The 25,157-nt window shown below is 70.4% G+C and carries 20 protein-coding genes and 1 riboswitch; of the genes, 14 read left to right on the forward strand and 6 right to left on the reverse strand.

Going from position 1 to position 25,157, the window contains the following annotated elements; genetic code table 11:
* Positions 1–126: 126 nt before the first annotated feature.
* Entirely contained in the window at positions 127–3,012 is a 2,886-nt protein-coding gene (locus tag DY023_RS18405) for a helix-turn-helix transcriptional regulator (RefSeq protein WP_116243333.1), read from the reverse strand.
* Between the two features lie 162 nt (positions 3,013–3,174).
* Between DY023_RS18405 and DY023_RS15975 the strand changes: the two genes are divergently transcribed.
* On the forward strand, positions 3,175–3,384 hold the full coding sequence (locus DY023_RS15975) for a hypothetical protein (protein ID WP_116243334.1): 210 nt from the start codon (positions 3,175–3,177) through the stop codon (positions 3,382–3,384).
* A 66-nt stretch (positions 3,385–3,450) separates the two neighbouring features.
* Here the strand turns inward: DY023_RS15975 and DY023_RS15980 are convergent, their stop codons facing one another.
* From DY023_RS15980 to DY023_RS15990, 3 genes are read right to left on the reverse strand one after another with little or no spacing between them, the layout of a single operon-like run.
* Positions 3,451–4,671, reverse strand: a complete 1,221-nt coding sequence (locus DY023_RS15980) for a M20 metallopeptidase family protein (RefSeq protein WP_116243335.1) — start codon at positions 4,669–4,671, stop codon at positions 3,451–3,453.
* A gap of 29 nt (positions 4,672–4,700) precedes the next feature.
* Positions 4,701–6,137 (reverse strand): MFS transporter, encoded by a 1,437-nt coding sequence (locus DY023_RS15985; RefSeq protein WP_116243336.1) that lies wholly within the window; start codon positions 6,135–6,137, stop codon positions 4,701–4,703.
* Positions 6,138–6,151: 14 nt separating this feature from the next.
* Positions 6,152–6,754, reverse strand: coding sequence for a TetR/AcrR family transcriptional regulator (locus tag DY023_RS15990; protein ID WP_116243337.1), 603 nt, complete (start codon positions 6,752–6,754; stop codon positions 6,152–6,154).
* A 91-nt stretch (positions 6,755–6,845) separates the two neighbouring features.
* Positions 6,846–6,940: riboswitch (TPP riboswitch) on the forward strand.
* Between DY023_RS15990 and thiM the strand changes: the two genes are divergently transcribed.
* From thiM to DY023_RS16040, 10 genes are all read left to right on the forward strand, one after another.
* Positions 6,932–7,780 carry a hydroxyethylthiazole kinase gene (gene thiM, locus DY023_RS15995; protein ID WP_116243363.1) on the forward strand — a complete coding sequence of 283 codons (849 nt, stop codon included), beginning with the start codon at positions 6,932–6,934 and terminating at the stop codon, positions 7,778–7,780. It overlaps the preceding riboswitch by 9 nt.
* Positions 7,777–9,915: a bifunctional hydroxymethylpyrimidine kinase/phosphomethylpyrimidine kinase gene (locus tag DY023_RS16000; RefSeq protein ID WP_116243338.1), complete on the forward strand. Its 2,139-nt coding sequence runs from the start codon at positions 7,777–7,779 to the stop codon at positions 9,913–9,915. Before thiM ends, DY023_RS16000 begins: the two co-directional genes overlap by 4 nt.
* 251 nt (positions 9,916–10,166) lie before the next feature.
* Complete coding sequence (gene argC / locus DY023_RS16005; protein WP_116243339.1) at positions 10,167–11,219, forward strand: N-acetyl-gamma-glutamyl-phosphate reductase; 1,053 nt, start codon at positions 10,167–10,169, stop codon at positions 11,217–11,219.
* Positions 11,216–12,373 (forward strand): bifunctional glutamate N-acetyltransferase/amino-acid acetyltransferase ArgJ, encoded by a 1,158-nt coding sequence (argJ, locus tag DY023_RS16010; protein WP_116243340.1) that lies wholly within the window; start codon positions 11,216–11,218, stop codon positions 12,371–12,373. Before argC ends, argJ begins: the two co-directional genes overlap by 4 nt.
* The gene (argB, locus tag DY023_RS16015; RefSeq protein ID WP_116243341.1) at positions 12,370–13,269 is read left to right on the forward strand and encodes an acetylglutamate kinase; all 900 of its coding nucleotides are present in this window, start codon (positions 12,370–12,372) and stop codon (positions 13,267–13,269) included. The genes argJ and argB overlap by 4 nt, the downstream gene beginning before the upstream one ends.
* Positions 13,266–14,486, forward strand: coding sequence for an acetylornithine transaminase (locus tag DY023_RS16020; RefSeq protein ID WP_116243342.1), 1,221 nt, complete (start codon positions 13,266–13,268; stop codon positions 14,484–14,486). The genes argB and DY023_RS16020 overlap by 4 nt, the downstream gene beginning before the upstream one ends.
* Positions 14,483–15,406: an ornithine carbamoyltransferase gene (gene argF / locus DY023_RS16025; protein ID WP_116243343.1), complete on the forward strand. Its 924-nt coding sequence runs from the start codon at positions 14,483–14,485 to the stop codon at positions 15,404–15,406. Before DY023_RS16020 ends, argF begins: the two co-directional genes overlap by 4 nt.
* A 4-nt stretch (positions 15,407–15,410) precedes the next feature.
* A complete protein-coding gene (locus DY023_RS16030) occupies positions 15,411–16,514 on the forward strand; it encodes a heparan-alpha-glucosaminide N-acetyltransferase domain-containing protein (protein ID WP_116243344.1) in 1,104 nt (367 codons plus the stop codon).
* Complete coding sequence (gene argH, locus DY023_RS16035) at positions 16,511–17,941, forward strand: argininosuccinate lyase (protein ID WP_116243345.1); 1,431 nt, start codon at positions 16,511–16,513, stop codon at positions 17,939–17,941. Before DY023_RS16030 ends, argH begins: the two co-directional genes overlap by 4 nt.
* 89 nt (positions 17,942–18,030) lie before the next feature.
* The gene (locus tag DY023_RS16040) at positions 18,031–18,690 is read left to right on the forward strand and encodes a SatD family protein (protein WP_116243346.1); all 660 of its coding nucleotides are present in this window, start codon (positions 18,031–18,033) and stop codon (positions 18,688–18,690) included.
* Here the strand turns inward: DY023_RS16040 and DY023_RS16045 are convergent.
* A complete protein-coding gene (locus tag DY023_RS16045; RefSeq protein WP_147303315.1) occupies positions 18,668–19,252 on the reverse strand; it encodes a hypothetical protein in 585 nt (194 codons plus the stop codon). The two genes, DY023_RS16040 and DY023_RS16045, sit on opposite strands and share 23 nt — an antisense overlap.
* A 77-nt stretch (positions 19,253–19,329) precedes the next feature.
* Between DY023_RS16045 and tyrS the strand changes: the two genes are divergently transcribed.
* The 3 genes from tyrS to DY023_RS16060 all read left to right on the forward strand — a co-directional run bounded on the left by tyrS (position 19,330) and on the right by DY023_RS16060 (position 23,533).
* Positions 19,330–20,631: a tyrosine--tRNA ligase gene (gene tyrS / locus DY023_RS16050; protein WP_116243348.1), complete on the forward strand. Its 1,302-nt coding sequence runs from the start codon at positions 19,330–19,332 to the stop codon at positions 20,629–20,631.
* Between the two features lie 214 nt (positions 20,632–20,845).
* Positions 20,846–22,642, forward strand: a complete 1,797-nt coding sequence (locus tag DY023_RS16055; protein WP_116243349.1) for an alkaline phosphatase family protein — start codon at positions 20,846–20,848, stop codon at positions 22,640–22,642.
* 90 nt (positions 22,643–22,732) lie between these two features.
* Complete coding sequence (locus DY023_RS16060; protein WP_116243350.1) at positions 22,733–23,533, forward strand: DUF4184 family protein; 801 nt, start codon at positions 22,733–22,735, stop codon at positions 23,531–23,533.
* A 7-nt stretch (positions 23,534–23,540) separates the two neighbouring features.
* Here the strand turns inward: DY023_RS16060 and DY023_RS16065 are convergent, their stop codons facing one another.
* Positions 23,541–24,809 carry a CoA transferase gene (locus DY023_RS16065; protein WP_245958742.1) on the reverse strand — a complete coding sequence of 423 codons (1,269 nt, stop codon included), beginning with the start codon at positions 24,807–24,809 and terminating at the stop codon, positions 23,541–23,543.
* Between the last annotated feature and the right edge of the window lie 348 nt (positions 24,810–25,157).

Raw genomic sequence — 25,157 nt, forward strand, 5'->3', positions numbered from 1 at the left:
ACCCCGTCTGATTCACGTCACTCAGGCGGGGTTTCGACGATGCTGCCGGGCGCACTCGCGATGGTGACGCATCCGCATCGGCCGCGCAGCGCGCAGGAGCCGGCGACCGCCTTCCGATGAGCGGCGTCAGCGCGGCTCGCTCGATGCGCGCAGCATCGCTGCGGCCTCGCCGCGGGTGCGCGCACCGAGCTTGGAGAGGATCGCCGAGACGTGCACGGACGCGGTCTTCGGCGAGATGAACAGCCGTTCGCCGATCTGCGCGTTGGTCAGGCCCTGGGCGACCAGTTCCAGCACCTGCGTCTCGCGCTCGGTCAGGGTGGGGATGCCGCCGGCGGTCTGTCCGGAGCCGGAGCGGGCGGCGAGATCGTGCAGCCAGCCAGCCACGGCCGGCGTGCGGCACAGGTCGAGAGATTGGTCCAGCGTTCGGGCTGCTTCCGCCCTCTCGCCTGCGGCGAGCAGACTCCCGACGAGCCGGAATCGGGCGTAGTCGAGGTTCCGCACCGGCAGGCCGCCGCCCTCGAGCACCGTGACGGCTTCGCGCCAGCCCGCCGGCGAATCCGCGTTCTCGGCGGCGACGAGCGCGTGCACCGCGGCGGCGGGCCGGCCGCGGTCGAAGGTCGCGAGCTCGTCGTGCACGATGCCGGTCAGCTGCGCGCAGAGGCCGGGCCGGATGCCGCGCCGCCGCGCCGCCGCGATGAGACGCGCGGCCATCGGCAGGGCGAGCCGGACCAGCCCTCGCTCGGCGGACGCCATCTCCGGAAGGCGCAGCGCCTCGGTCAGCGCGTGCTCGATCGCCGCCGTGCCCGTCCGGGCATCGTCAGCGGACAGCGTGCCCTCGCAGCCGTTCAACGTCGTCTCGATCTCGATGACGAGCCAGCCGATCGTCTCCAGGGCGTCGAGATCCAGGTCGGCGATGAACGCGCTCTCCGCCTCACGCAGAGCCCGCAGTTCTGCCTCGCGCCCGCACCAGAGCAGCACCAGACAGAGGAATCGCAGTGCGCCGGAGCGCAGCATCGGCATGCCGTCCAGCAGCGGCATCAGCGTGAGCACGCCCCGCTCCGCCTCAGCGTTCTCGGCGACGGCGACCTGCGCCTCGATGAGGTTCAGGGCGGTGACCACGCCGGCTCCGCGCTCCAGCCCGGTATCGACGGCGACCGCCACGCCGTCCCGTGCGGAGTCGATGGCTTCGGAGTACCGGCCCAGTCGGAAGAGTAGATCGGACTCGTTGGTCCGCGCGATCACCATGTCTTCGGGCTGGATGCGCCGCCTCATCATCCGCCGCACGACCTCGAGGCCGCTCTCGTCCTCACCGTCGCGCCCGGTGAGCCACACCAGCGCCAGGTCGGCACGGTCCATCGCCCGCTCGTCGCCGCTGCGTTCGGCGATCGCCACGGCGCGAGAGCTGTACACGGCGGCCGCCGCGGTGTCGGCTGTCAGCGTCGAGAGCGTGGACAGCGCCGTGGCCAGCACCGGATCCGCTTCCGCGCCAGGCAGGCCCGACAGTAGGTCGACGCTGCGTCTCGCCTCGTCCGCGGCATCGTCGCCGCGTCCCTGGTCGTAACGCACCATGGCAAGCACCCGGTGCAGCGGCGCGCGGTCGTGCGGTTGGGCGTCGGCCAGTGCCCGGAGCCCGTCGCGCAGCAGCCGCTCGCACCGGCTCGGGGCGTTGAGCATCCGCCAGCCCTCGGCGACCTCGTAGTAGAGCTCCGCCCGGCTCCGTCCTGCGACGGCCTCCGCATCCTCGACCTGCGGCCACAGCTCCAGCAGCCGCTCACCGAGACGTACTGCGGCAGCAGGGGCGGCTGCCTCCCGGGCTCGCTCCCGAGCGATCACCGTGGCCTGGAACGCGGCGGCCACGTCGTGGCAGGCCAGCCAGTGCTCGGCGGCCGCGGGTGCCTGATCCGCCGCGCCCAGGGCGATCCGCTCCTGCAGCGCCTGCGCGTAACCACGGTGCAGCTCGGCGCGCTCCCCGGGCAGCAGCTCGGCGGCGGCGAACTCCCGGATCAGCGCGTGCCGGAACGACAGCCCGTCCTGGTTCGAGATCAGCACGCCGGCATCTACGGCCGCGCGCAGCGCCGTACGCAGTCCGACTGAATCCGCACCCAGGATGTCGCGGAGCAGCTCCTCATCGATCGCCACGCCGCCCACGGCGGCCGCGGCGAGAACCTGCCGCACGGGCTCGTCGAGCAGGTCGTAACGGGCCAGCACCAGGTCGCGGAGAGTGCCCGGCAGCTGCTCCGCGCCACCGCGTGCCGCGAGCTCTTCGACGAAGAACGGCACCCCGTCGCTGCGCGACACGATGGCGTCGATGTCGGCGGTGTCCAGCCCCGGTGCTGTGACCGCGACGAGGCGGGCGGCGTCGGCGGCATCGAGCGGCTCGACGTCGATCATGGTGACGTTGCGGTTGCGCTCGAGCTCGGCCAGCAGCGGACGCAGCGGATGCGTGCGCCCGACGTCGTCGGTGCGGTACGTGAGCACGAACATCACATGCTGGGCGTGCGCGGTCAGGCTCAGCGCCTGCAGCAGCGCCAGGGTGGCGGCATCCGCCCAGTGCAGATCCTCGATCACGAGGAGCAGCTGGCGTGACTCGCTCAGCGACTCGAGCACGCGCTCGACGGCCTCGGCGAGGTGACGGCTCGGCGCGGCCGTGGCATCGTCCGCGGCCAGGCCGGGAATGAGCGAGTCCAGGGCGGCGATCACACCGGGCGTCCGCGCTGCGGCGCGAACCGCGTCCTCGCCGACGCCGCGGGTCAGGTCCTGCAGCATCCTGCGCACCGGGGTGAACGGGGTGCCGATCTCGCCCAGGTCCACGCACTGGCCGATCGCGATGACGGGTTCACCGTCGAGCGGGGCAGCCAGGAACTCCGCCACCAGCCGCGACTTGCCGATGCCGGCCTCCCCGCGCACCACGACGACACGCGGCTGTCCGGCGCGAGTCTCGTCGAAAGCGTCGTGCAGCAGGCGCAACTCCCGGGTGCGCCCCACCACCGGCGGCGCTGGTGCGGAGGTCATGCGCACATCATGGCATCCCTCAGGATCGGGACGGGATACCTAGACACGGGCCGGTGGCGAAGATAAGGCGTTCGCCTGATGCCGGGCGTGCACCTCAGAGCGCATCGTCGTACCCATCAACCGGAATCCCGGATCGACCGGGCGGAACAGGGAGAGGGAACCATGTACGAGGGGATCTACGCCGCATCGATGATGGAGCAGCAGCGCACCGCGGAACTGAACCGGGCCTGCGAGCTGCGTCGCCGGGCGGAGGAGCGGATGGAGGGCACGACCGAGACCGGGGAGCGGGGCCGGGTGCGCGCAGCTCTCACGCTGGCGATGCGCCCGCGGCGTCGGCGCAGCCTGCAGAAGCCCGAGGTGGTGCTCTGGTGAGCAGAGACCCGGCGGAGGGGAAGGAACGGCGACGGCCCGGTGGGGCCGCCGCCGTCCCGTGCGAGGTCAGCCCTCGACGCCCGCCCGGCGCAGCCGGGTGATGGCGAGGTGCGCGAGGATGGCTGCTTCGCGAGCCAGCACCGAGTCGTCGAACAGCACGTGCGGCGAGTGGTTCATCGCCGCCGTCGCGAGATCCGTTCCCTCGGGACTCGCGGAGAGCGAGATGAAGGTTCCGGGCACCTCGGCGAGCACGAACGAGAAGTCCTCGGAGCCCATCATCCCGTGCGGGGCGACGATCACCTGCTCATCGCCGAGGAGCTCACGGAGTTCGTCGACCACGAACGCGGTCTCGGTCTCGTCGTTCACCGTCGGGATGTACTGCGTGCTGAAGTCCACCTCCGCGGTGCATCCGTAGGCCGATGCGAGCCCCTCCGCCAGCGAGGTGATGAAGCCCGGCAGGGCATCGAGAGCGGCCTGTGACATCGTTCGCACCGTCGCACCGAGCTTCGCCGAAGGCGGGATGACGTTGATCGCCTCGCCGGCGCTGAGCTGGGTGACGCTGATCACCACCGGGTCGAATGCCTCGAACCGCCGAGTGATCAGGCTCTGCAGCTGAGCGGCGATGAGCGACAGCGGAAGCACCGGGTCGGCGGCGCTCTGCGGCTGGGAGCCGTGCCCGCCCTTGCCGTGCACGGTGATGTGCAGTTCGCTCGATCCCGCGAGCAGCGTGCCCGGCTTCGTCGCGACCAGGCCGCGGGGACCAGGGCCGACGTGGATCGCGTAGGAGCCGATCGGGCGCTCGCCCGCGGCATCCAGGATGCCCTCCTCGATCATCACGGATGCTCCGTTGTACCCCTCTTCACCCGGCTGGAACATGAAGACGACGGAACCCTCGATCTCGTCGCGGCGCGCACTCAGCAGCCGGGCCGCGCCGACCAGGCCGGCCGTGTGCAGGTCGTGGCCGCAGGCATGCATGCGGCCTGTGGTCGAGGCGTAGTCCAGTCCGGTCTCCTCACGCACGGGGAGGCCGTCCATGTCGCCGCGCAGCAGCACGACCCGGCCGGGCTTCCCGCCACGCAGTACAGCAGTGATCGAACTGGTCTTCACACCGGTGGTGATCTCGAGGGGGAGTCCCTCCAAGGCCTGGAGCACGCGCTTCTGGGTCCACGGGAGGTCGAGGCCGACCTCGGGATTGCGGTGCAGCTCGCGGCGCAGATCCTGCAGTTCGGGCAGCAGGGCCTCGGCGTCGTCCACGAGGGTCGAGGTGGTCTGGTCGATGAGTGTCATGTCTTCTTTCCGTTCCGGAGGTGGGGGAGTCAGGCGACGTCGGCAGCGACGGTGTGCACGGCTGTCGTCTGCGCGCCGCGTACGCGAACGATCATCAGCAGCAGGAACGCGAGGGCGAACGCGGCGGCGCAGATCAGCCACACGGTCACGTAGCCGCCGACCGACGAGGCCAGTGTCCCGGGCAGGGCGAATGCGCTGAGCACCACCGCGAACACGGCGCCGGCGACCGAGCCACCCAGGGTCTTCAGAGTGTTGTAGAGGCCGGTGGCGATGCCGGTCTCGGATGCCGGGGACAGCTCCGCGACCAGCGCGGGCAGCGCGCCGAGCAGCAGGCCGCCGCCGAAGCCGGAGATGACGACGGTGCCGATCACGACGGGGAAGGAGTCGTGCCCGACGGCGAGGAGCACGTTGGCGATCGCGGCCAGGCCCACGCCCAGCATCAGCACACCCCGCATCGTGGTCTTCGCCGCAATGCCGGCGAACAGGGCGGCGCCGACCGCCGCGACCAGCGCGGAAGCCGCGGTGAGCAGCCCGATGACGCCGGAGGAGAGCGCGAACCCGTACCCGACGGTGTCCGGGTCGGCGGCGTAGAACGTGGTCATCACGGTCTGCGTGCCGAACAGGCTCATGCCGAACAGGAAGGAGGTCGCATAGACCGGCCACAAAGCGCGAGACGCGACGACGCGCACGTTGATCGCGGGGCTCTCGACGCGCAGCTCCCAGAGGATGAAGCCGATCACGACGGCCGCGGCGACGATGAGGGTGACGATGGTCGTGAGGTTGCCGAACCCGGTGCCCTGTGCACTGCGCAGACCGAACAGGATTGCGAGCATGCCGACGGCGAGCAGCGCGAAGCCGACCCAGTCGATCTTCGACAGCGTCCGCATGGTGGATTCGGGAACCACGGTGAACACGATGATCACGCAGGCGAGCACCACGGCGGACGGCACCAGCAGGGCAGGCACGATCGGCAGAGCGACCCCGACGAAGCCGCCGATGATCGCACCGAGGACGGCGCCGATCGTGAGGGCCGAGACGAGCATGCCCACGGCGCGTCGCCCGGACTGGCCCTGGACGCGGCTGTGCACGATCCCGATCTCGAGCGGGAGCCAGACGGCGAGAGGCCCGATCAGCAGGCGCGCCGCGAGCATGACGGGCAGGTTCGGCGCGAATGCGGTGAGCAGGGTGCCGGCGAGCACCAGCACGATGCCGATGCGGAGCATGAGGCGGTGTCCGAAGATGTCACCGAGCCGGGACAGGATGGGCACGCAGACGGCGGCCGCGAGGGTCTGAACGGTGTTGAACCAGGTGATGTCGGCGTCGCTCACCCCGAGGTGCGCGGCGATCGAGCCGAACAGGGGCAGGTAGTAGCCCTGGATGAATCCGCTGGTGAGTTCCACGAAGACGAGGAACCCGACGACGGCGGCGACCCGCTGCGTCGTTGCGGCAGGAGTGGGTGTGGTCATGGACGGGTGTTCTTTCACATAGGTGGCAGTGCATCGGGCGATACACCGAGAAGGAGCTGGACGATCCGCCGGGTGTGCGCATCCTCCAGCTCGACTCCGCGCATGGATGAGCGGTAGAGGCTGTAGCCGGACAGGGCGTCGATCACGTCGTCGGCGTCGACATCCAGGCTGATCTGTCCGCGCTCCTTGCCGCGCGCGATGATCTCGCGAGCACGGGCGCGTCGAGCGGCGAAGTACCGCTCCCAGATGTGCGGGCGCACTTCGGGGGCGAGCATCGCGGACAGCAGGGATCCGGCGGAGGCGTGCCTCTCGTCGTCCGGCGCAAGGCCGCGGGTGATCTCCTGATTGATGGCGATGAGGTCTGTGACGACGTCGCCGGTGTCCACCACGCCGGCGGGCGGCAGCGCGCGGGCGATGGCCTCTGCGGCGAGTTCACCGGGGGTGCTGAATCTGCGGTAGACGGCGGCCTTGCCGCAGCCGACCGCTGTCGCCAGCTGCTCGATGCGCATCCCGGCGAAGCCGCCGGCGATGATCACGCGCAGCGCCTCATCGAGGATGCGCTCGGTGAGTCCGGCATCTCGGGGCCTTCCGCCGCGCGGGCGAGCTTCTTCACTCATGTGGGGGAAGGTAGCAGCTTTTCGATAGAAACGGAACGATCCGTTTCATATTCGACGCGATGATGGATCCACACGCACCGCTAGACTTCCTCGCAGTGACACGGGGTGCCGCCACGGGCGGCTGAGAACACACCCGTCGAACCTGATCTAGTTCGTACTAGCGAAGGGATGTCGCCGATGAGCGATCCTCTGCACCTGTCCGCCATCCTCGAGGACACCGCCCGCCTGCTGGAGGCGCTGCGCGCAGCGCCTCCGTTGACGCACTGCATCACCAACACCGTGGTCACCGGCTTCACCGCCAATGTGCTGCTCGCCGTCGGCGCGGCTCCGGCCATGGTCGACATCGTCGGCGAGGCCGGGGTGTTCGCGTCGGTCGCCTCGGGGCTGCTGGTGAACCTCGGCACCCCGACCCCGGAGCAGCGCGCGGCGACGCTCGAGGCGGTGGGCGGAGCATCCGCGACCGGCACACCGTGGGTGCTCGACCCCGTGGCGATCGGAGTGCTGCCGATCCGCACCGATCTGGCCCGCGATCTGGTGGGGCGCCGTCCCACCGCCGTCCGCGGCAACGCCTCCGAGATCCTCGCACTGGCGGGACTCAGCGCCGGCGGTCGCGGCGTGGACGCGACCGACACGACGGATGCCGCGGCGGGCGCCGCCCGGCTGCTCGCGCGAGAGCACGGCAGCGTCGTCGCCGTCTCCGGCGAGGTCGACCTGCTCACCGACGGAGAGAGCGAGGTGCGGATCGCGAACGGCACCGCCCTGCTCACGCGGGTCACCGGCGGCGGCTGTGCGCTCGGTGCCGTGATGGCGGCGTTCCTCGGTGCGGCTCAGGGCATGGACATCCCCGCTCTACACGCCGTCGCCGCGGCATCCGTCGTCTACGAGATCGCCGCGGAACGCGCTGCCGAGACGTCGGAAGGGCCGGGCACCTTCGCCGTCGCTCTGCTCGACGCGCTCGCCGCGATCTCGCCGGCGGATCTCGCGGATGCGCGAGTCGAGGTCGCCGCGCTGGAGGCCGCGCGATGAGCCTCGACCTCTCGCTCTACCTCGTCACGGATGCCGCGCTGAGCGGGCCCCGCGGCGTCGCGGCGGTCGTCGCCGAGGCCGTCGCCGGGGGCGCGCGCATCGTGCAACTGCGCGACAAGAACGCGACCGAGGCCGAGATCGTCGACCAGCTCGTCGAGCTGTCCGCCGTGATCGCCGGGCGAGCGCTGCTGGTCGTCGACGATCGCCTCGACGCCGCGCTCGAGGCGCGCCGTCGCGGTGCGCGTGTCGACGGCGTGCACCTCGGCCAGTCGGACGCCTCGGTGCTCGACGCTCGTGCCGCGCTCGGTCCCGACGCGATCGTCGGCCTCACCGCGAACCGCTCAGAGCACCTCGACGCCGTGCGCGCGCTGCCGGCCGGTACGGTCGACTATCTCGGCGTCGGCGTCGTGCACCCCACGACGACCAAGCCCGACCACCCGCCGGCACTCGGCATCGAGGGATTCGCCGCGTTCGTCGCTCAGAGCCCGCTGCCGTGCGTCGCGATCGGCGGGGTCGGACTCGACGATGTCGCACCGCTGCGCGACGCCGGCGCAGCCGGTGTAGCGGTCGTCTCCGCCATCTGCGCCGCGGACGACCCCCGCAGTGCGACTCGTGCGTTCCTGCGCGCCTGGCATGGCACGCGCCCGCCTCGCGTGCTGAGCATCGCCGGCAGCGACCCGTCCGGTGGTGCCGGGATCCAGGCCGACCTCAAGTCGATCGCCGCGAACGGAGGCTACGGCATGGCGGCGATCACCGCTCTGACAGCCCAGAACACGCGGGGCGTGCGCGACGTGCACGTGCCGCCCGCAGAGTTCCTCCGCGAGCAGCTGGACGCACTCGCCGATGACGTGGACATCGACGCGGTGAAGATCGGGATGCTCGCCGATGCGGAGATCATCCGCACGGTGGGGGACTGGCTCGACCGGGTGCGCCCCGAGACCGTCGTCGTCGATCCGGTCATGGTCGCCACGAGCGGCGACCGGCTTCTGGACACAGCAGCCGAGGACGCACTGCGCGACCTGCTGCCGCTCGCCGATGTCGTCACACCGAACCTGCCGGAGTTGGCCGCGCTCGCCCGCGAACAGCCGGCGCAGAACTGGGGGTCGGCGCAGGAGCAGGCCGCTCGTCTCTCGGAGCGCTACGGAGTGCTCGTGCTGGTCAAGGGCGGTCACCTGGACTCCGCCGAGGTGCCCGACGCCCTGGTCGGCCCCGACGGTGCGCTCGCCGCGTTCTCGGGCCCGCGGATAGTCACCGTCAATACGCACGGCACCGGATGCTCGCTCTCCTCCGCCCTCGCCACACGACGCGCCCGCGGTGCCGACTGGGCCACAGCGGTCGCCGAGGCACGTGCCTGGCTGCGCGAGTCGATCGCCGCGGCCTCAGGACTCGACGTCGGCCGCGGGCACGGGCCGGTGTCGCACTTCGCCGGCCTGTGGACGCGCGGCGGGCTCGACACGGCGCCGACAGCGGCAGGAATCGCTGACGAGTGGTGGCAGCGCATCACCGGCATCCGCCGCGGAATCGACGACCTGCCCTTCATCCGGGCCCTCGCCGACGGCACGCTGCCGCGGGACGCCTTCGTGTTCTACCTCGCGCAGGACGCGCTGTACCTGCGCGAGTACGCGCGGGTGCTGGCGGCGGCAGCGTCGCTGGCGCCGACCTCCGCCGAGCAGGCGTTCTGGGCGCAGGGGGCGCAGGGGGCGATCGCCGGTGAGCTCGAACTGCACGAGTCCTGGCTGAGTGCCGAACGTACGTTCGCGGCGGATCCTGGTCCGGTCACGAACGCCTACCTCGATCACCTCCGCTCGGTCGCCTTCGGCGGCGACTACGCGGAGCTCGTCGCGGCGGTGCTGCCCTGTTACTGGCTGTACGCCGATCTGGGGGAGCGGCTCGGGGCCGGCGTCTTCGGCGCCTACGCGCTGGATCCAGCGCATCCGTACGCCTCATGGCTGTCGACGTACGCCGATCCCGGGTTCGCCGAGGCGAACCGGCGCGCGATCGCGATCGTCACGTCAGCGGCGGCGGATGCCGCGCCTGAGACGCGCGCCCGCATGTACGCGGCATTCGAGCGCGCCGCACAGCTCGAGCTGGACTTCTTCGCCGCTCCGCTGCCGGAGGCCGCCGCAGTTCTGTGACGACCGGGATTTGCGCATGCCGCGGCGAGGGCGATATCGTCGCGGCATGTCCTCGGCCGTCATCGCTCCCGCCTCGCGGTTCCTGAGCGAGCGCAGCGAGACGAAGGGCGTGCTGAGCGCTGCTCCCGTGCGCCGACGCCGCAGCGGCCGCCGACTCTAGGCGACCCTGCGCTCCCGTCCTGCGTTCGGATGGGTCGAGTGCCGGTGTCGCCGCCCCGGTCCTCCCCACCTCCGACCGTTAAGGTAGATCCATGACGTTTTCCGTCGCCGTCTCCGGCGCTTCCGGCTATGCGGGCGGCGAGATCCTGCGCCTTCTCGCCGCGCATCCCGACATCGAGATCCGCACCGTCACCGCGCATTCCAACGCCGGCCAGCCGCTCGTGCAGCACCAGCCGCACCTGCGTTCGCTCGCCCATCTGACGCTGCAGGACACGACTCCCGAGATCCTCTCCGGGCACGACATCGTCTTCCTCGCCCTGCCTCACGGCCAGTCAGGGCAGTACACCGACGCGCTCGGCGACGCACCGCTCGTCATCGACGCGGGCGCCGATCACCGGCTCACCTCGCAGGAAGCCTGGGACGCCTTCTACGGGGGCGGCTTCCACGAGCCGTGGACCTACGGCGTGCCCGAGCTCACCGTCGACGGAGTGAAGCAGCGCGAGTACCTGCGCGGTGCCACGCGCATCGCGGCGCCGGGCTGCAACGCGTCGACGGTCAGCCTCAGCCTGGCGCCCGGCGTGGCCGCGGGCGTCGTCGACCCGGGCGACATCGTCTCCGTGCTCGCGGTCGGGCCGTCCGGCGCCGGCAAGAGCCTCAAGCCGCACCTGCTCGGCAGCGAACTGCTCGGCACCGCCAACCCGTACGCAGTCGGCGGCACCCACCGGCACATCCCCGAGATCCGCCAGGCTCTGGCTGCGGCCGGCGGGGTCGCCGGTGATGGCATCCGCATCTCCTTCACCCCCGTGCTCGTGCCGATGGCCCGGGGCATCCTCGCCACCTCGACCGCGCCGATCGCGCCCGGAGCGAGCGACGCCGACATCCGGGACGCCTGGCAGCAGGCCTACGGCGACGAGACCTTCGTCCAGCTCCTCCCGGAGGGGCACTTCCCGCGCACCGCGGACGTGCTCGGCGCCAACACCGCGCTGATCGGACTCGCGATCGATCGCGCGGCGAACCGCGTCACCGTGGTCACCGCCGTCGACAACCTCGTCAAGGGCACCGCAGGCGCTGCCGTCCAGTCCATGAACATCGCGCTCGGCCTTCCCGAGGACCGCGCCCTCACCGTGAACGGAGTCGCACCGTGACCGTCACCGCACCCCAGGGATTCGAGGCGGCCGGGGTCGCCGCCGGCCTGAAGTCGACAGGGAAGCCCGATGTCGCTGTGGTCGTGAACCGCGGCCCGCGCAAGGTCGGCACCGCCGTGTTCACGAGCAACCGCGCCAAGGCCAACCCGATCCTGTGGTCGCAGCAGGTCGTCGCCGACAAGGTCGTGGAGGCCGTCGTGCTCAACTCCGGCGGAGCGAACTGCTTCACCGGCGAGTTCGGCTTCCAGACCAGCCATCTCACCGCCGAGAAGGCCGCCGAGCTGCTGGGCGTGAGCGCCGGTGACATCGTGGTCTGCTCGACCGGACTGATCGGCACCGGCGACGAGGTCTTCCGCGCCAAGGTGCTCGACGGCGTCGAGCGCGGGATCGCAGGGCTGTCCGCCGAAGGCGGCCCGTCCGCCGCCGAGGCGATCATGACCACCGACACCGTTTCGAAGACCGCCGTCGTGGGCGGCGACGGCTGGACGATCGGCGGCATGGCGAAGGGCGCAGGGATGCTGGCGCCGGGCCTGGCCACGATGCTGGTCGTGATCACCACCGACGCCGACCTCGAGGCGCACGAGGCGGATGCCGCGCTGCGCCGCGCCACCGGCACGACTTTCGATCGCCTCGACTCCGACGGCTGCATGTCGACCAACGATCAGGTCACTCTTCTCGCCAACGGCGCCAGCGGCGTGAAGCCCGACCTCGACGCGTTCGACGAGGCGCTCGCCGACCTGTGCGCGCAGCTGGCCAAGAAGCTGCAGCAGGATGCCGAGGGCGCGAGCCACGACATCACCATCGAGGTCCGCGGTGCGGCATCCGTCGCCGACGCCGTTGAGGTGGGCCGCTCGGTGGCCCGCAACAACCTCTTCAAGGCCGCGATCTTCGGCAACGACCCGAACTGGGGTCGTGTGCTCGCCGCGATCGGCACCACGAACGCCGAGTTCGACCCGTACGACACCGACGTCTTCATGAACGGCGTCCGCGTCTGCACCGCCGGTGGTCCCGATCGTCCGCGCGAGGAGGTCGACCTGACGCCGCGCGCGACCGACCTCATCATCGACCTGAAGGTCGGCGACGAGACCGCCACGATCCTCACGAACGACCTCACCCACGACTACGTGCACGAGAACAGCGCCTACTCCTCATGACAGATCTGCAGGACACACCGCCCGACGTCGCCGCCGAGAAGGCCGCCACGCTCATCGAATCGCTGCCGTGGCTGAAGAAGTTCCGCGACCAGATCGTCGTCGTCAAGTACGGCGGCAACGCCATGGTCTCGGATGAGCTGCAGGACGCCTTCGCCCAGGACATCGCCTACCTGCGCTATGTGGGCGTGCAGCCCGTCGTCGTGCACGGCGGCGGCCCGCAGATCTCGAACATGCTCGACCGGCTCGACATCCCCAGCGAGTTCAAGGGCGGCTACCGCGTCACCAACACCGAGGCGATCAGCGTCGTCCGCATGGTGCTCACCGGACAGGTCAACCCTCAGCTGGTGGGCAAGATCAACTCCCACGGACCGATCGCGACCGGCCTGAGCGGTGAGGACGCCGGCCTGTTCGGCGGCCGCCGTCGCGGCGTCATGATCGACGGCGAGGAGGTCGACCTCGGTCGCGTCGGCGACGTCGTGCAGGTCGACCCGACGCCGGTGCTCGACCACCTGGCGGCGGGTCGTATCCCCGTGGTCTCGTCGATCGCGCCCGACCTCGACCACCCGGGGCAGTCGCTGAACGTGAATGCGGATGCTGCGGCATCCGCTCTTGCGGTCGCGCTGGGCGCGCGCAAGCTCGTGATCCTCACGGACGTGCCCGGTCTGTACGCCGACTGGCCCAATCGCGACTCGCTGGTGTCGCACCTGACCGCGGATGCGCTCACCGAGATGATGCCGCGTCTGGAGTCGGGGATGATCCCGAAGATGCGGGCCTGCCTCGACGCCGTCGAGGGCGGCGTCGACGCCGCCGCGATCATTGACGGACGGGTGCCGCACTCGGTGCTCGTCGAGCTGTTCACCAGCAAGGGAATCGGAACGGAAGTGGCGCTGGCATGAGCGACTGGCAGAACGACGCATCGCGCGACCTGATGAGCCTGGGCGGACGCCTCGCGCTGCTCACGCACGGCGAGGGATCGCACGTGTGGGATGACGCGGGCACCCGCTACCTGGACTTCCTCGGCGGTATCGCGGTGAACTGCCTCGGGCACGCGCACCCCGTGTTCGTCGACGCCGTGTCCCGCCAGGCGGCGACGCTGGCGCACATCTCGAACTACTTCGCGTCGCCGGCGCAGCTCGAGCTCGCCGCGCGGCTGAAGCGCCTCGCCGGCACAGGGGAGCAGGGCCGGGTGTTCCTGACGAACTCGGGCACCGAGGCGAATGAGACCGCGATCAAGCTCGCCCGCCTGCACGGGACTCTGCCAGTTCAAGGGCGCGAGACCGGTCGCACCACGATCCTCGTACTGGACGGAGCGTTCCACGGCCGCACCATGGGTGCGCTGTCGCTGACGCCCAAGCCGATCTACCGCGATCCGTTCCAGCCGGCCGTGCCGGATGTCCGCACCGTGCAGCACTCCATCGAGAGCCTCGAGGCGGCGTTCGACGACACGGTCGCGGCGATCTTCATCGAGCCCATCCAGGGCGAGGCGGGCGTCGTCGAGCTGCCGGACGGGTTCCTGCAGCGCGCCCGAGAGCTCGCAACCGCGCACGACGCACTGCTGATTCTCGACGAGGTGCAGACCGGTTCCGGGCGCACGGGGGAGTGGTTCGCGTTCCAGAGGTTCGGGGTCGTGCCGGATGCGGTGACCCTGGCGAAGAGCATCGGCGCGGGCTTCCCGCTCGGAGCGCTCGTCACCTTCGGCACCGCCAGCGACCTGTTCTATCCGGGCACACACAACTCGACGTTCGGGGGCAATCCACTGGCCTCCGCCGTCGCGAACGCGGTCCTCGGCCACATCGAGGACGAGGACCTGCTCGCGAACGTGAACGTGCGCGGCGCCGAGCTGCGCGCCGGTGTCGAGGGCCTGCCGCTCGTCACCGGCACCCGTGGTGCCGGTCTGCTGATCGGCATCACCCTGTCGCATCCGGTCGCCGCCGCAGTGCGCGAGGCTGCGCACTCACGCGGACTCATCATCAACGCACCCACCGAGGACGCGATCCGCATCGCCCCCGCGTACACGATCGGCGACGCCGAGGTGGCGGAGTTCCTCGACCTGTTCGGCCAGGCGCTCGGCGCCGTGGCATCCACGCTCACCCCTACGGAGACCCCCGCATGACCCGCCACCTGCTGCGCGACGACGACCTGACCCCCGCCGAGCAGGCCGAGATCCTCGATCTCGCGCTCGAGTTGAAGAAGGACCGCTGGGCGAACAAGGCGCTCGAAGGGCCCCAGACCGTCGCCGTGATCTTCGACAAGTCGTCCACCCGCACCCGCGTGTCGTTCGCGGTGGGCATCGCCGATCTGGGCGGTTCGCCGCTGATCATCTCGACGGCCAACAGCCAGCTCGGCGGCAAGGAGACGCCCTCGGACACCGCCCGGGTTCTGGAGCGCCAGGTCGCCGCGATCGTGTGGCGCACCTACGCCCAGTCCGGTCTGGAGGAGATGGCCCGCGGCACCCGGGTGCCGGTGATCAACGCTCTCTCCGATGACTTCCACCCGTGCCAGCTGCTCGCGGACCTGCTCACGATCCGTGAGCACAAGGGCGAGCTCGCCGGACTCACGCTGACCTTCTTCGGCGATGCCCGCAGCAACATGGCGCACTCCTATCTGCTGGCCGGCGTCACCGCCGGGATGCACGTGCGCATGGCATCGCCCGAGGCGTACGCGCCCCGTGAGGATGTGGTGGTCGACGCCGAGCGCCGCGCCGCCGAGACCGGCGGCTCTGTCACCCTGCTCGACGATCCCCGCGAGGCCGCCCTCGGCGCCGACGTCATCGTCACCGACACCTGGGTGTCGATGGGCAAGGAGGAGGAGAAGCAGCAGCGCCTACGCGACCTCGGCGGGTTCAAGGTGACCTCCGAGATCATGAGCCTCGCCGACCCCGAGTCGATCTTCATCCACTGCCTGCCGGCCGACCGCGGCTACGAGGTCGACTCCGAGGTCATCGACGGCGAGCAGAGCGTCGTCTGGGACGAGGCGGAGAACCGCCTGCACGCGCAGAAGGCGCTGCTGGTGTGGCTGCTGCGTCAAGGATGACCTGATGGCGCGCGGGTCGGCGGGCCGCTGGCAGCGGCTGAACGGACCCGCGCGCATCGGCGGCGTCGACCTCGCCAGGGGGCTGGCCGTGATCGGGATGTTCGCGGCGCACCTGCTGACGACCCCGGAGTTCTGGGACTGGGGCGATCCGTCGACCTGGCTCATCATCGTCGACGGACGCTCGTCCATCCTGTTCGCCACGCTCGCCGGCGTCTCGATCGGACTCGTGACCGGCGGTGCGGTGCCGCTCACCGGCGATCGCATGCGCACCGCGCGTGGCCGGCTCGCGGTGCGAGCCGGGATGCTGTGGGTCTCCGGCATCCTGCTCATCCTCACCGGCGTGCCGGTGTACGTGATTCTGCCCGCCTACGCGATCCTGTTCCTGCTGGCGCTGCCGTTCACGCGGCTGACGTCCAGCATCGTGCTGTCAGCAGCCGGCGGGATCGGGCTCGTGACGGCGTTCGTGCACCCGCTGCTGAACGAGCTGCCGCTCTGGTACGGCCCGTTCGGGGAGGAGATCTCGGCCGTGCTGGGCTGGCACTATCCGTTCCCGGTCTGGCTCGCCTTCGTGCTCGCCGGGCTCGGCATCGCCCGCGCGGACGTGCGTCGCCTGCGCACCCAGCTCTGGATGCTGGGGGCCGGCAGCGTGCTCGCGGCCCTCGGCTACACGGGGTTCGAGGCGCCACAGGACTCGCCGTACCTGCAGCAGGTGCTCACCGCCGACCCGCATTCGTCCGGACTGTTCGAGGTGTTCGGAACGGGCGGTTTCGCCATCGCGGTGATCGGGGCCTGCCTGCTCGTCTGCCGCGGCGTCGTGCTCCGCATGCTCGTGCTGCCGCTGCGCGCCACCGGGGCCATGCCCCTCACCGCCTACACCGCACAGCTGCTCATCTGGGCGGCGGTCGCGCTGGCGATGATCGGCGACACCGGAGACCTCCTGGCGTTCCAGGCTCTGGAACCGTTCTGGCCGCTCACGATCGGCACCGTCATCGGTTGCACCGCGTGGGCGCTGCTCGTCGGTCGCGGACCGCTGGAGTGGGTGCTCGACCGCACCGCGAAGATCGTGGTTCCGGCGCGGCCCCGCATGGTCGATAGGCTGAATCCATGAGTGAGGCGAAGCACGACGGTACGAACGAAGGCGCGCTCTGGGGCGCACGATTCGCGAGCGGGCCGTCGCCGGAGCTGGTGGAACTGAGCCGTTCCACGCACTTCGACTGGATTCTCGCGCCCTACGACATCGCGGGTTCGCACGCCCACGCGACGGCCCTCGAGGCCGCCGGCTATCTCGAAGCGGACGAGGCGCGTCGCATGCATGACGGGCTGGATGCCGTGGCCCGCAAGGTCGCCGACGGAACGATCGTCGCGCAGCTGACGGATGAGGACGTGCACGGCGCGCTCGAGCAGGCATTGATCGCCGAGGTCGGCGGTGAGCTGGGCGGCCGGCTCCGCGCGGGCCGCAGCCGCAACGACCAGATCGCGACGCTGGTGCGGATGTACCTGCTCGACCACTCGCGCACCATCGCGCGCGACCTGCTCCGCGTGATCGACGCGATCGTGGCGCAGGCCGAGGCGCACCCGGAGGCGATCATGCCAGGGCGCACTCACCTTCAGTCCGCGCAGCCCGTGCTGCTCGCCCACCACCTGCAGGCGCATGCCTGGCCGCTGGTGCGCGACCTGGAGCGGCTGCGCGACTGGTCGGCGCGGGCGTCCGTCTCGCCCTACGGCGGGGGAGCGCTGGCCGGTTCATCGCTGGGGCTCGACCCGACTCTGGTGGCCCGTGAGCTCGGTCTCGCGGCTCCTGCGGAGAACTCGATCGACGGCACGTCCGCGCGCGACGTCGTCGCGGAGTTCGCGTACATCGCCGCGCAGATCGGCATCGACATCTCGCGGTTCGCCGAGGACGTCATCATCTGGAACACCCGCGAGTTCGGCTTCGTCACACTCGACGACGCCTTCTCCACCGGCTCCAGCATCATGCCGCAGAAGAAGAACCCCGACATCGCCGAGCTCGCGCGCGGCAAGTCCGGGCGTCTGATCGGCAACCTCTCCGGTCTGCTCGCGACGCTCAAGGGCCTACCGCTGGCCTACAACCGCGACCTGCAGGAGGACAAGGAGCCGGTCTTCGACTCGGTGACCACCCTCGAGGTGCTGCTGCCCGCGTTCGCCGGCATGGTCGCGACCATGCGGTTCGACACCGCGCGCATGTCCGTACTCGCGCCCGAGGGATTCTCGCTGGCCACCGACGTCGCCGACTGGCTGGTGCGCCGCGGTGTGCCGTTCCGCGACGCCCACGAGGTCTCCGGGGCGCTTGTTCAAGCCTGTGAGTCGCGGGGGATCGGGCTGGAAGACGCCTCGGACGAGCTGTTCGCCGCGGTGTCGCCGCTGCTCGAGCCCGCGGTGCGCGATGTGCTCGCGATCGAGGGGTCGGTCGCATCGCGCGCCGGCGTCGGCGGAACGGCCCCGGTGCGGGTCGCCGAGCAGCGGGCCGCGCTGGTGGCGCGCGCGCAGGAGGTCGCGCACGCGCTCGGACTCTGAGCACCGGATGATGACGAGCGAGTGACTGATATCTCCGACTAATAAGGTTCTGCCTTATATTTTGCTCATATAAGTGATACGCTCATCACATGGTGATCGCGGTGACGGCAGACATCATCGGCTCGAGGCAGCTCGCGGACCGCGAGGGCGCGCAGGCTGTCTTCGATCGCGCGATCGCCCGGGTGGAACGGGACCTCCCGGTCGAACTCCAGGGCATGCGCCCGACGGTCGGCGACGAGCAGCAGGCGGTGTACCCGACCCTCGAGGCGGCGCTCGGCGCGCTGCTGCTGCTGCGCCTGGCGCTGCCGGACGGCATCGAGTTCCGCTACGGAATCGGGATCGGCGAGGTCGGGACGATCGCGTCCGAGGCCTCCGAACGCGGGATACCCGAGGGGCCGGGCTGGTGGGCGGCGCGTGCCGCCATCGAGCAGGTGCAGGTGCTGCAGAAGCGCGCCGTGCCGTCGGCGCGAAGCTGGGTCGTCGCGCACGAGAGCACTGCGCGCGACACAGCCGAGGCAGTCCGCTGGGCGAATGCCTCGCTGCTCGCGCGGGATGAGATCGTGGGAGCCATGTCCGAGCGCGTGCGGCGACTCACCTACGGTCGGTGCCTGTCGGTCACCCAGCGGGAACTCGCTGCAGACGAGGGCATCACCCAGTCCGCGGTGTCCCAGGCTCTGGCGGGCTCGGGCGCCGCGGCCGTGGTCGAGGGATTCCGTCTGCTCGGGCTCACCCCAGTGCGAGGCGGATGATCGCGCCGAGAGCGCCCGCCCAGCTCAGACTCGCCAGCGTGCCGATGATGAAGCGTTCCCTCGCCTCGGATTCAGCCAGTTCCGGGAAGCGTCCGATGCCCTTCACGGCGATGATCGCGGCGATCGCCTCGGGGAACCCCACGGCGATCGCCAGGACGGTGCATGCGCGTTCCAGATAGCCGATCACGGTGCCGCCGCGCATCAGCGTGCGAGCATGAGCGGGATCCGCGGTCTGCGCAGCCACGATGAGGATGCCGCCGTCCTCGGTCTCGCGAACCCGTTTCCCGGTCGCGATGTCGAGCGCTCGACGCGTGAACGGATTGCCGCCGATCGTCGACGCCGCGATGCCGAAGACCGCTATCGGCACACCGAGCAGCGGTGCGGCGGCAGGCGGGCTGATGATGACCGTCACCAGTGCCGCGACGACCAGTGCTGCGCAGATCGCCATGATCGCCGTCGACGGCCTGCGCACGTTCAGCATCGAGAGCACGAGCACGACCCCGAGGGCCGTGGCGATGGCCGCGGACAGGACCGTGGACGTCAGCGGGTCGACGAGTGGCATGCCGCCCAGCATGGCACGGGGCTCCGACGCGGACTTCGCAGCCGAGCGTGTGTCGCACCGCTGATAGCCTTGAGCGCGTGTCTGAAACCGCTCTGACGACAGCGCCGGTGGCGCTCGATCCCACGTTCGAGAACGTGTGGGACGAGCTGCTGTGGCGCGGACTCGTCCACGTGTCCACCGATCAGGAAGCGCTGCGCGCGCTGCTCGCCGGGGACCCGATCACGTATTACTGCGGCTTCGACCCCACAGCTCCCAGCCTGCACCTGGGCAACCTCGTGCAGCTGCTGCTGCTGCGCCGCATCCAGCTCGCCGGGCACAAGCCGCTCGGCCTGGTCGGCGGATCGACCGGTCTGATCGGCGACCCGCGTCCGACGGCCGAGCGCACGCTGAACACCCGCGAGACCGTCGAGGAGTGGGTCGGCCGGCTGCGCGCCCAGGTCGAGCGCTTCCTCAGTTTCGAGGGTGACAACGCCGCGCGCATCGTGAACAACCTCGACTGGACGGCGCCGATGTCGGCGATCGACTTCCTGCGCGAGATCGGCAAGCACTACCGCGTCGGCACCATGCTGAAGAAGGATGCGGTCGCCGCGCGCCTGAACTCGGATGCCGGCATCAGTTACACCGAGTTCAGCTACCAGATCCTGCAGGGGATGGACTTCCTCGAACTGCATCGGCAGTACGACTGCGTGCTGCAGACCGGCGGCAGCGACCAGTGGGGAAACCTCACCAGCGGCACCGATCTGATCCACCGCGTCGAGGGAGTCTCCGCGCACGCGATCGGCACGCCGCTGATCACGAACAGCGACGGCACCAAGTTCGGCAAGAGCGAGGGCAACGCCATCTGGCTGGACGCCGACATGTGCAGCCCGTACCGGATGTACCAGTTCTGGCTGGGCACCGCAGACGCCGACGTCGTCGAACGGCTGAAGATCTTCACGTTCCTCACCCGTGCCGAGATCGACGAGTACGCGCAGCTGGTCGAGACCGAACCGTTCCGTCGTGCGGCGCAGAAGCGTCTCGCCCTCGAGGTCGTCGCCACGGTGCACGGTGCGGAGGCGGCGGCAGCGGTGATCGCGGCATCCGAGGCGCTGTTCGGCCAGGGCGATCTCGCGACTCTGGACGCGGCGACGCTGCGCACGGCGCTCGATGAGCTGCCGAATGCGACGGCGGATGCCGGCACTTCGGTGCTCGACGCGCTGGTGTCGACCGGTCTGGTCTCGAGTGCGTCGGAGGCCCGCCGCGCGATCTCGCAGGGCGGCGTGTCCGTCGACGGGCAGCGCGTCGAGGACGTCGAGGCCACGGTGCCGTTCGGCCTGCCCGGCGGCGTCTCCGTGCTGCGCCGCGGCAAGAAGACTCTCGCGGGCGTCTTGCCGGCCTGATCTCGTTCCTTGTTTCGAGGGCGGTTCCGCGCAGGCGGGGCCGCCCTCGTCGTTCACATGGTGACGGCCGGGGGACGTCGCAGTGCGATGAACGCCTGCGGAACGAATGTCGACAACTCGCTCCAACGCCCGAAGTTGTATTCCTTTCCTCGGAAGACTGGAGTCGGGTCGGGCACCCGCCCGCCTCGACGACACGACCACCGGAGAACGACACATGCCCTCCTTCCGACGCGCCGCCTGCAGCGGCGCGACCCTGCTGCTCGCGGCGGGGATCGCTGTGACCGCACCGTCCGCCGCCCAGGCCGTCGACAGTGATGAGCCCCGAAGCCCGCGCACCCTGAAGACCCTCGTCGTCGGCATCGACGGCGCGAGCTTCGACTTCCTCGCTCCGTCCGGAATGCCGAACCTCACCGGACTGCGCGAGCAGGGGATGACCGCCACCAGCAACCTCTACGCAAGCCCCATGGCTCCGACCGTCTCGGGCGCCGGCTGGTCGTCGATCGCGACCGGCGTCTGGCCCGACAAGCACAACGTGGTCGACAACAGCTTCGCCGCGCCGAACTACGACGAGTACCCGGACTACCTCACTCGCCTCGAGGCGGCCGACCCCGACACATCCACGGCTGTCGTCGGCACCTGGACGCCGATCCCGAACACGGTGTTCGGACCCGCCGTCGATGTCCGTATGGCCGGCGGGAATGACGAGGGCACCACAGCGAAGGCGGTCGAACTGCTCCGCGACGGCGACCCCGACGACGTCTTCGTGCACCTCGACGAGGTCGACGGTGCCGGTCACTCGGTGGGCACGAACGGTGCCGCGTACGGTGCGGCGCTGCGCACCGCCGACGGCCAGCTCGGCGAGATGCTGGACGCGATCAGGCAGCGCGATTCGTATGACGACGAGGAGTGGCTCGTCGTCGTCACCGCCGATCACGGCCACAAACCCACGGGCGGACACGGAGGGAACACCCCTGCGGAGCGTAAGACGTTCGTGATCGCCGCCGGTCCCGGCATCCCCGCGGGATCGGTGCGCGATGACGTGAAGATCGTCGACATCGCGCCGACGATCCTTTCGGCGAATGGGGTCGCCGTCGACGAGGCCGCGCGCCTGGACGGTCGCGCGTTCGGCGACCGGATCGTCGACCCCTTCGACGCCCTGCGCCCGAAGCTGCGCACACAGGTGGACGAGACCCGTCCTGGCGCCGGAACACTCGGCTGGACCCACGAGACCGTCGACGGCTGGAGCATCGACAACAGCCGGATGCCTGCCGGCGGCGTCACCGAGTGGCGCGGGTGGAGCTTCGCGACCGACGAGTTCTGGACCAACGCGGAGCCGGGGCAGGGGCGCGAGACCTCGGTGCGGAACCGTGACGTGTTCGCCGTCGCCGACTCCGACGAGTGGGACGACAAGGCGCACGCCGCCGGGCCGTTCGACTCGACGCTGATCAGCCCGGAGTATCCCCTCTCCGGCGCGCGTACGGCCACCCTCAGCTACGCCACGAACTACGCGATCGACGGTCCGCAGACCGCGGAGGTGCTGGTGAGCTTCGACGGAGCTGCGCCGCAGTCGCTGAAGGCTTACGAGGCCGAGGTGAACACGGTGGAGAAGCTGGAGATCGACGTGCCTGTGGGCGCGCGCACGGCGCAGTTCTCGTTCCGGTACACCGGCCGGAACAGCGCTTTCTGGACCGTCGACCAGGTGCAGCTGCTGCAGGAGAGCGCACCCGCCGCGGTGACCGGCCTGAAGGCGACCGGGGGAGACGGAAGGATCACCGTGAGCTGGGCTGCGCCTGCGGACGGATTCGATCTGGCCGGCTATCGGGTCACGGCGACGCCGGTGGCAGCGATCGGCGGCGCCCCGGTCACGGTGAACGTCGAGGGCACCCGAGCGACGATCGAGGGCCTGACCGGCCGCGTTCCCTACCGCGTGACCGTGGTGGCGAAGGGGTATGTCGCGGACTCCGCCGCCGTGACCACGCGTCCTGTGCGGGTCGGCTCCGGCCGGCACTGACCGAATGGCAGGGAGGGGGTCGGTACTCGTGGGTCGGCTCCCTCCCTGCCGGTCTCGTCTACGCTGGCGGGACGTCCGACAGGAGTCCCCGTGCCGTTCACCCCCAGCCATGCCGTCGTCGCGCTTCCGTTCGTGCGCACCCCGCTGGTCCCCGCGGCGGTCGCGATCGGGGCGATGACCCCGGATCTCGCGCTCTTCACGCGCGGCATCGGCGTGACCTACGGATTCCTGCACGCAGTGCCGAATCTGCTCTGGACCAGCCTGATCGCGGCGGTGCTGCTGCTGATCTGGCGGGTGGTCCTGCGACCCGCATCCGTCGAGCTGGTGCCGGCCGCGGTCGCCGCTCGGCTGCCGGACGAATGGCGGACGAGGGGAGCGGATGCGGCGCGCGACACCTTCGTGCGCGCCGGGAGGCCCTGGTATCCGATGCTGCTGCTCGTGTCGCTCATGATCGGGGTCCTCTCACACATCCTGTGGGATTCGTTCACGCATGAGGGGCGATGGGGCGTGCAGCTGTTGCCCTTCCTGAAGGAGCCGTGGGGGAGTCTCCTCGGCTACAAGTGGCTGCAGTACGGATCGGGTCTGTTCGGTCTGATCGTGCTGGCCGTGTACGCCGCGGTCTGGCTGCGTCGTCAGCCCGTGCACCCGCCTGCGCAGACCGTGCCGCGCTGGCTGCCCGCAGTCTGGATCGGCGGCCTGCCCGTGCTTCTGGCCGGCGCGCTGGGTGTGGGCTACGCGGTGTGGGGGCCTTTCACCGCGGAGTTCACACCCGCGCACCTCGCGTATCGGACGCTGCCGCCGGTGTGCGGTCTCTGGGGGGCCGCCACGTTCGTCCTGTGCGTGGTGCTCATCCTGCGCACGCCGGTTCGCGCGGCCTCCGCGACCCGCTGACGCGAGCTCACCAGCTCGGCTCGTCGCCGCCCCAGGGGCGCGGAGCGGAGAACGGATGCCCGGGAAGTGCGGAGCGCACGGTGCGGACGAGGCGATCGCCGACACGGAACTCCTCGGCGTGCTGCTCCGGATCGTCTGAGGTCGGCGCTCCGGCGGATGCAGTGCGGGGCATGCCGAGCAGCTCGGCGGCGACGCGGCGCAGCGAGGTGCGCACGAGCAGGGTGCGGCCTGCACGTCGGCGCAGCGCCATGGAGACGGCGGCGGCGAGCAGGTAGCCGGCGGAGTGATCAAGGGCCTGCGCCGGCAGTACGCCGGGCGTGGAGCCGTCCGCGGACTCGATCATCGCGATCCCGGATTCGGCCTGCACGAGGCTGTCGAACCCGCGCCGCTCCGGCTCATCGTCGCCCCACGCGCTCAGTTGCGCGATCACGATCCCCGGATTCCGCTCGGCGATCGCCTCGGGGGAGAGTCCGCGCCTCGCGAGTGCGGACGGTCGATAGCCGAGCACGACGACGTCAGCGGCGTCGAGCAGTTCGCCGAACCGGGCCGAGCCCGCATCCAGCAGCGCCGAGCGCTTGCCGTGACCGCTGTCGAGATGCTGCCATTCCGGCTCGGGCAGGTGCGGAGGATCGATGCGCAGCACATCCGCACCCAGCGCGGCGAGAGTGCGGGTGCACACCGGGCCGGCGATCACGCGCGTGAGGTCGAGGACGCGGATGCCGGTGAGCCAGCCCGTCGGCGCGATGGCGCCGCGGGATGAAGGGCCGAGCTCGACGGTGTCGATCAGGCGGGCCCGTCGAAGCGCGGCGTCATGGGCGGGATCCTCGCCTCGGACGGGCACGGCGAGACCGTCGGCGGCGGTGATGCGTGCGACGATCGATGCGCTGCTGTCGCCGGAGAAGGCTGCGACCGGGTCCTGATCGTCGTCCAGCTCGAGAGCACGACGGAGCGCAGATGCGTGGTGCGGGTAGTTGGCATGTGTGCGTACCCACCCGTCCGAGGTGCGCCAGAAGCCGGAGAGCGGAGCCCAGACGTTCGGTGCGACGCCGTCGATGGTGAGGAGCTCGGCACTCCGGTAGGCGGCGGCGATGCGGTCGGGGTCGGGTGCGTGGGCGCCGCCGGCTGCGAGCACGGCGGAGACGACGCTGGACCATGCCAGCTCCCCTGTGGCGAGGCGCGAAGGCAGGGGCACCGGATGCGGGGGAGCCATGAACTCGTCCGGTGTCGAGTTCTCAAGTCCGAGGTCCGCGCAGATCCGCTGCAGCACAGTCGTCATCCCGCCACGCTACGCCGCGAGGTGGGCACGACACGCCCGAGATCTGGGCCTGATTTGCCCGATGTCCGGGATCCGCGTAAGTTATTACCTGTTCGCCCCAAGCGGTTGAGCGAAAGGCCGGAAGGCCCAGCTCCCCTCCAAGCGGCGGACCACCTCCCATCACTTGCTCCCACTGCTTCGTGGGTCTACGATGGAAGGTCCCGGCTCCGGGCAGGCTGTTTTTGACAGTCGCTGGTCCGCCGGTTATGGTTGTGAAGTTGCCCTGCGCGTCTCCATCAGGTTCTGGTGGGTGTGTGGGTGCGTCCGATCCTTGAGAACTCAACAGCGTGCACTTGTCAAATGCCAAAT

It is taken from the genome of Microbacterium bovistercoris, from assembly GCF_003387575.1.
Lineage (GTDB): Bacteria > Actinomycetota > Actinomycetes > Actinomycetales > Microbacteriaceae > Microbacterium > Microbacterium bovistercoris.

Excerpts from the sequence above, each read along its gene's own strand:
- DY023_RS18405 (WP_116243333.1), bottom strand. The coding sequence starts at position 3,012 with ATGACCTCCGCACCAGCGCCGCCGGTGGTGGGGCGCACCCGGGAGTTG.
- DY023_RS15975 (WP_116243334.1), top strand. The coding sequence starts at position 3,175 with ATGTACGAGGGGATCTACGCCGCATCGATGATGGAGCAGCAGCGCACC.
- DY023_RS15980 (WP_116243335.1), bottom strand. The coding sequence starts at position 4,671 with ATGACACTCATCGACCAGACCACCTCGACCCTCGTGGACGACGCCGAG.
- DY023_RS15985 (WP_116243336.1), bottom strand. The coding sequence starts at position 6,137 with ATGACCACACCCACTCCTGCCGCAACGACGCAGCGGGTCGCCGCCGTC.
- DY023_RS15990 (WP_116243337.1), bottom strand. The coding sequence starts at position 6,754 with ATGAGTGAAGAAGCTCGCCCGCGCGGCGGAAGGCCCCGAGATGCCGGA.
- thiM (WP_116243363.1), top strand. The coding sequence starts at position 6,932 with ATGAGCGATCCTCTGCACCTGTCCGCCATCCTCGAGGACACCGCCCGC.
- DY023_RS16000 (WP_116243338.1), top strand. The coding sequence starts at position 7,777 with ATGAGCCTCGACCTCTCGCTCTACCTCGTCACGGATGCCGCGCTGAGC.
- argC (WP_116243339.1), top strand. The coding sequence starts at position 10,167 with ATGACGTTTTCCGTCGCCGTCTCCGGCGCTTCCGGCTATGCGGGCGGC.
- argB (WP_116243341.1), top strand. The coding sequence starts at position 12,370 with ATGACAGATCTGCAGGACACACCGCCCGACGTCGCCGCCGAGAAGGCC.
- DY023_RS16020 (WP_116243342.1), top strand. The coding sequence starts at position 13,266 with ATGAGCGACTGGCAGAACGACGCATCGCGCGACCTGATGAGCCTGGGC.
- argF (WP_116243343.1), top strand. The coding sequence starts at position 14,483 with ATGACCCGCCACCTGCTGCGCGACGACGACCTGACCCCCGCCGAGCAG.
- DY023_RS16030 (WP_116243344.1), top strand. The coding sequence starts at position 15,411 with ATGGCGCGCGGGTCGGCGGGCCGCTGGCAGCGGCTGAACGGACCCGCG.
- argH (WP_116243345.1), top strand. The coding sequence starts at position 16,511 with ATGAGTGAGGCGAAGCACGACGGTACGAACGAAGGCGCGCTCTGGGGC.
- DY023_RS16040 (WP_116243346.1), top strand. The coding sequence starts at position 18,031 with ATGGTGATCGCGGTGACGGCAGACATCATCGGCTCGAGGCAGCTCGCG.
- DY023_RS16045 (WP_147303315.1), bottom strand. The coding sequence starts at position 19,252 with ATGCCACTCGTCGACCCGCTGACGTCCACGGTCCTGTCCGCGGCCATC.
- DY023_RS16055 (WP_116243349.1), top strand. The coding sequence starts at position 20,846 with ATGCCCTCCTTCCGACGCGCCGCCTGCAGCGGCGCGACCCTGCTGCTC.
- DY023_RS16065 (WP_245958742.1), bottom strand. The coding sequence starts at position 24,809 with ATGACGACTGTGCTGCAGCGGATCTGCGCGGACCTCGGACTTGAGAAC.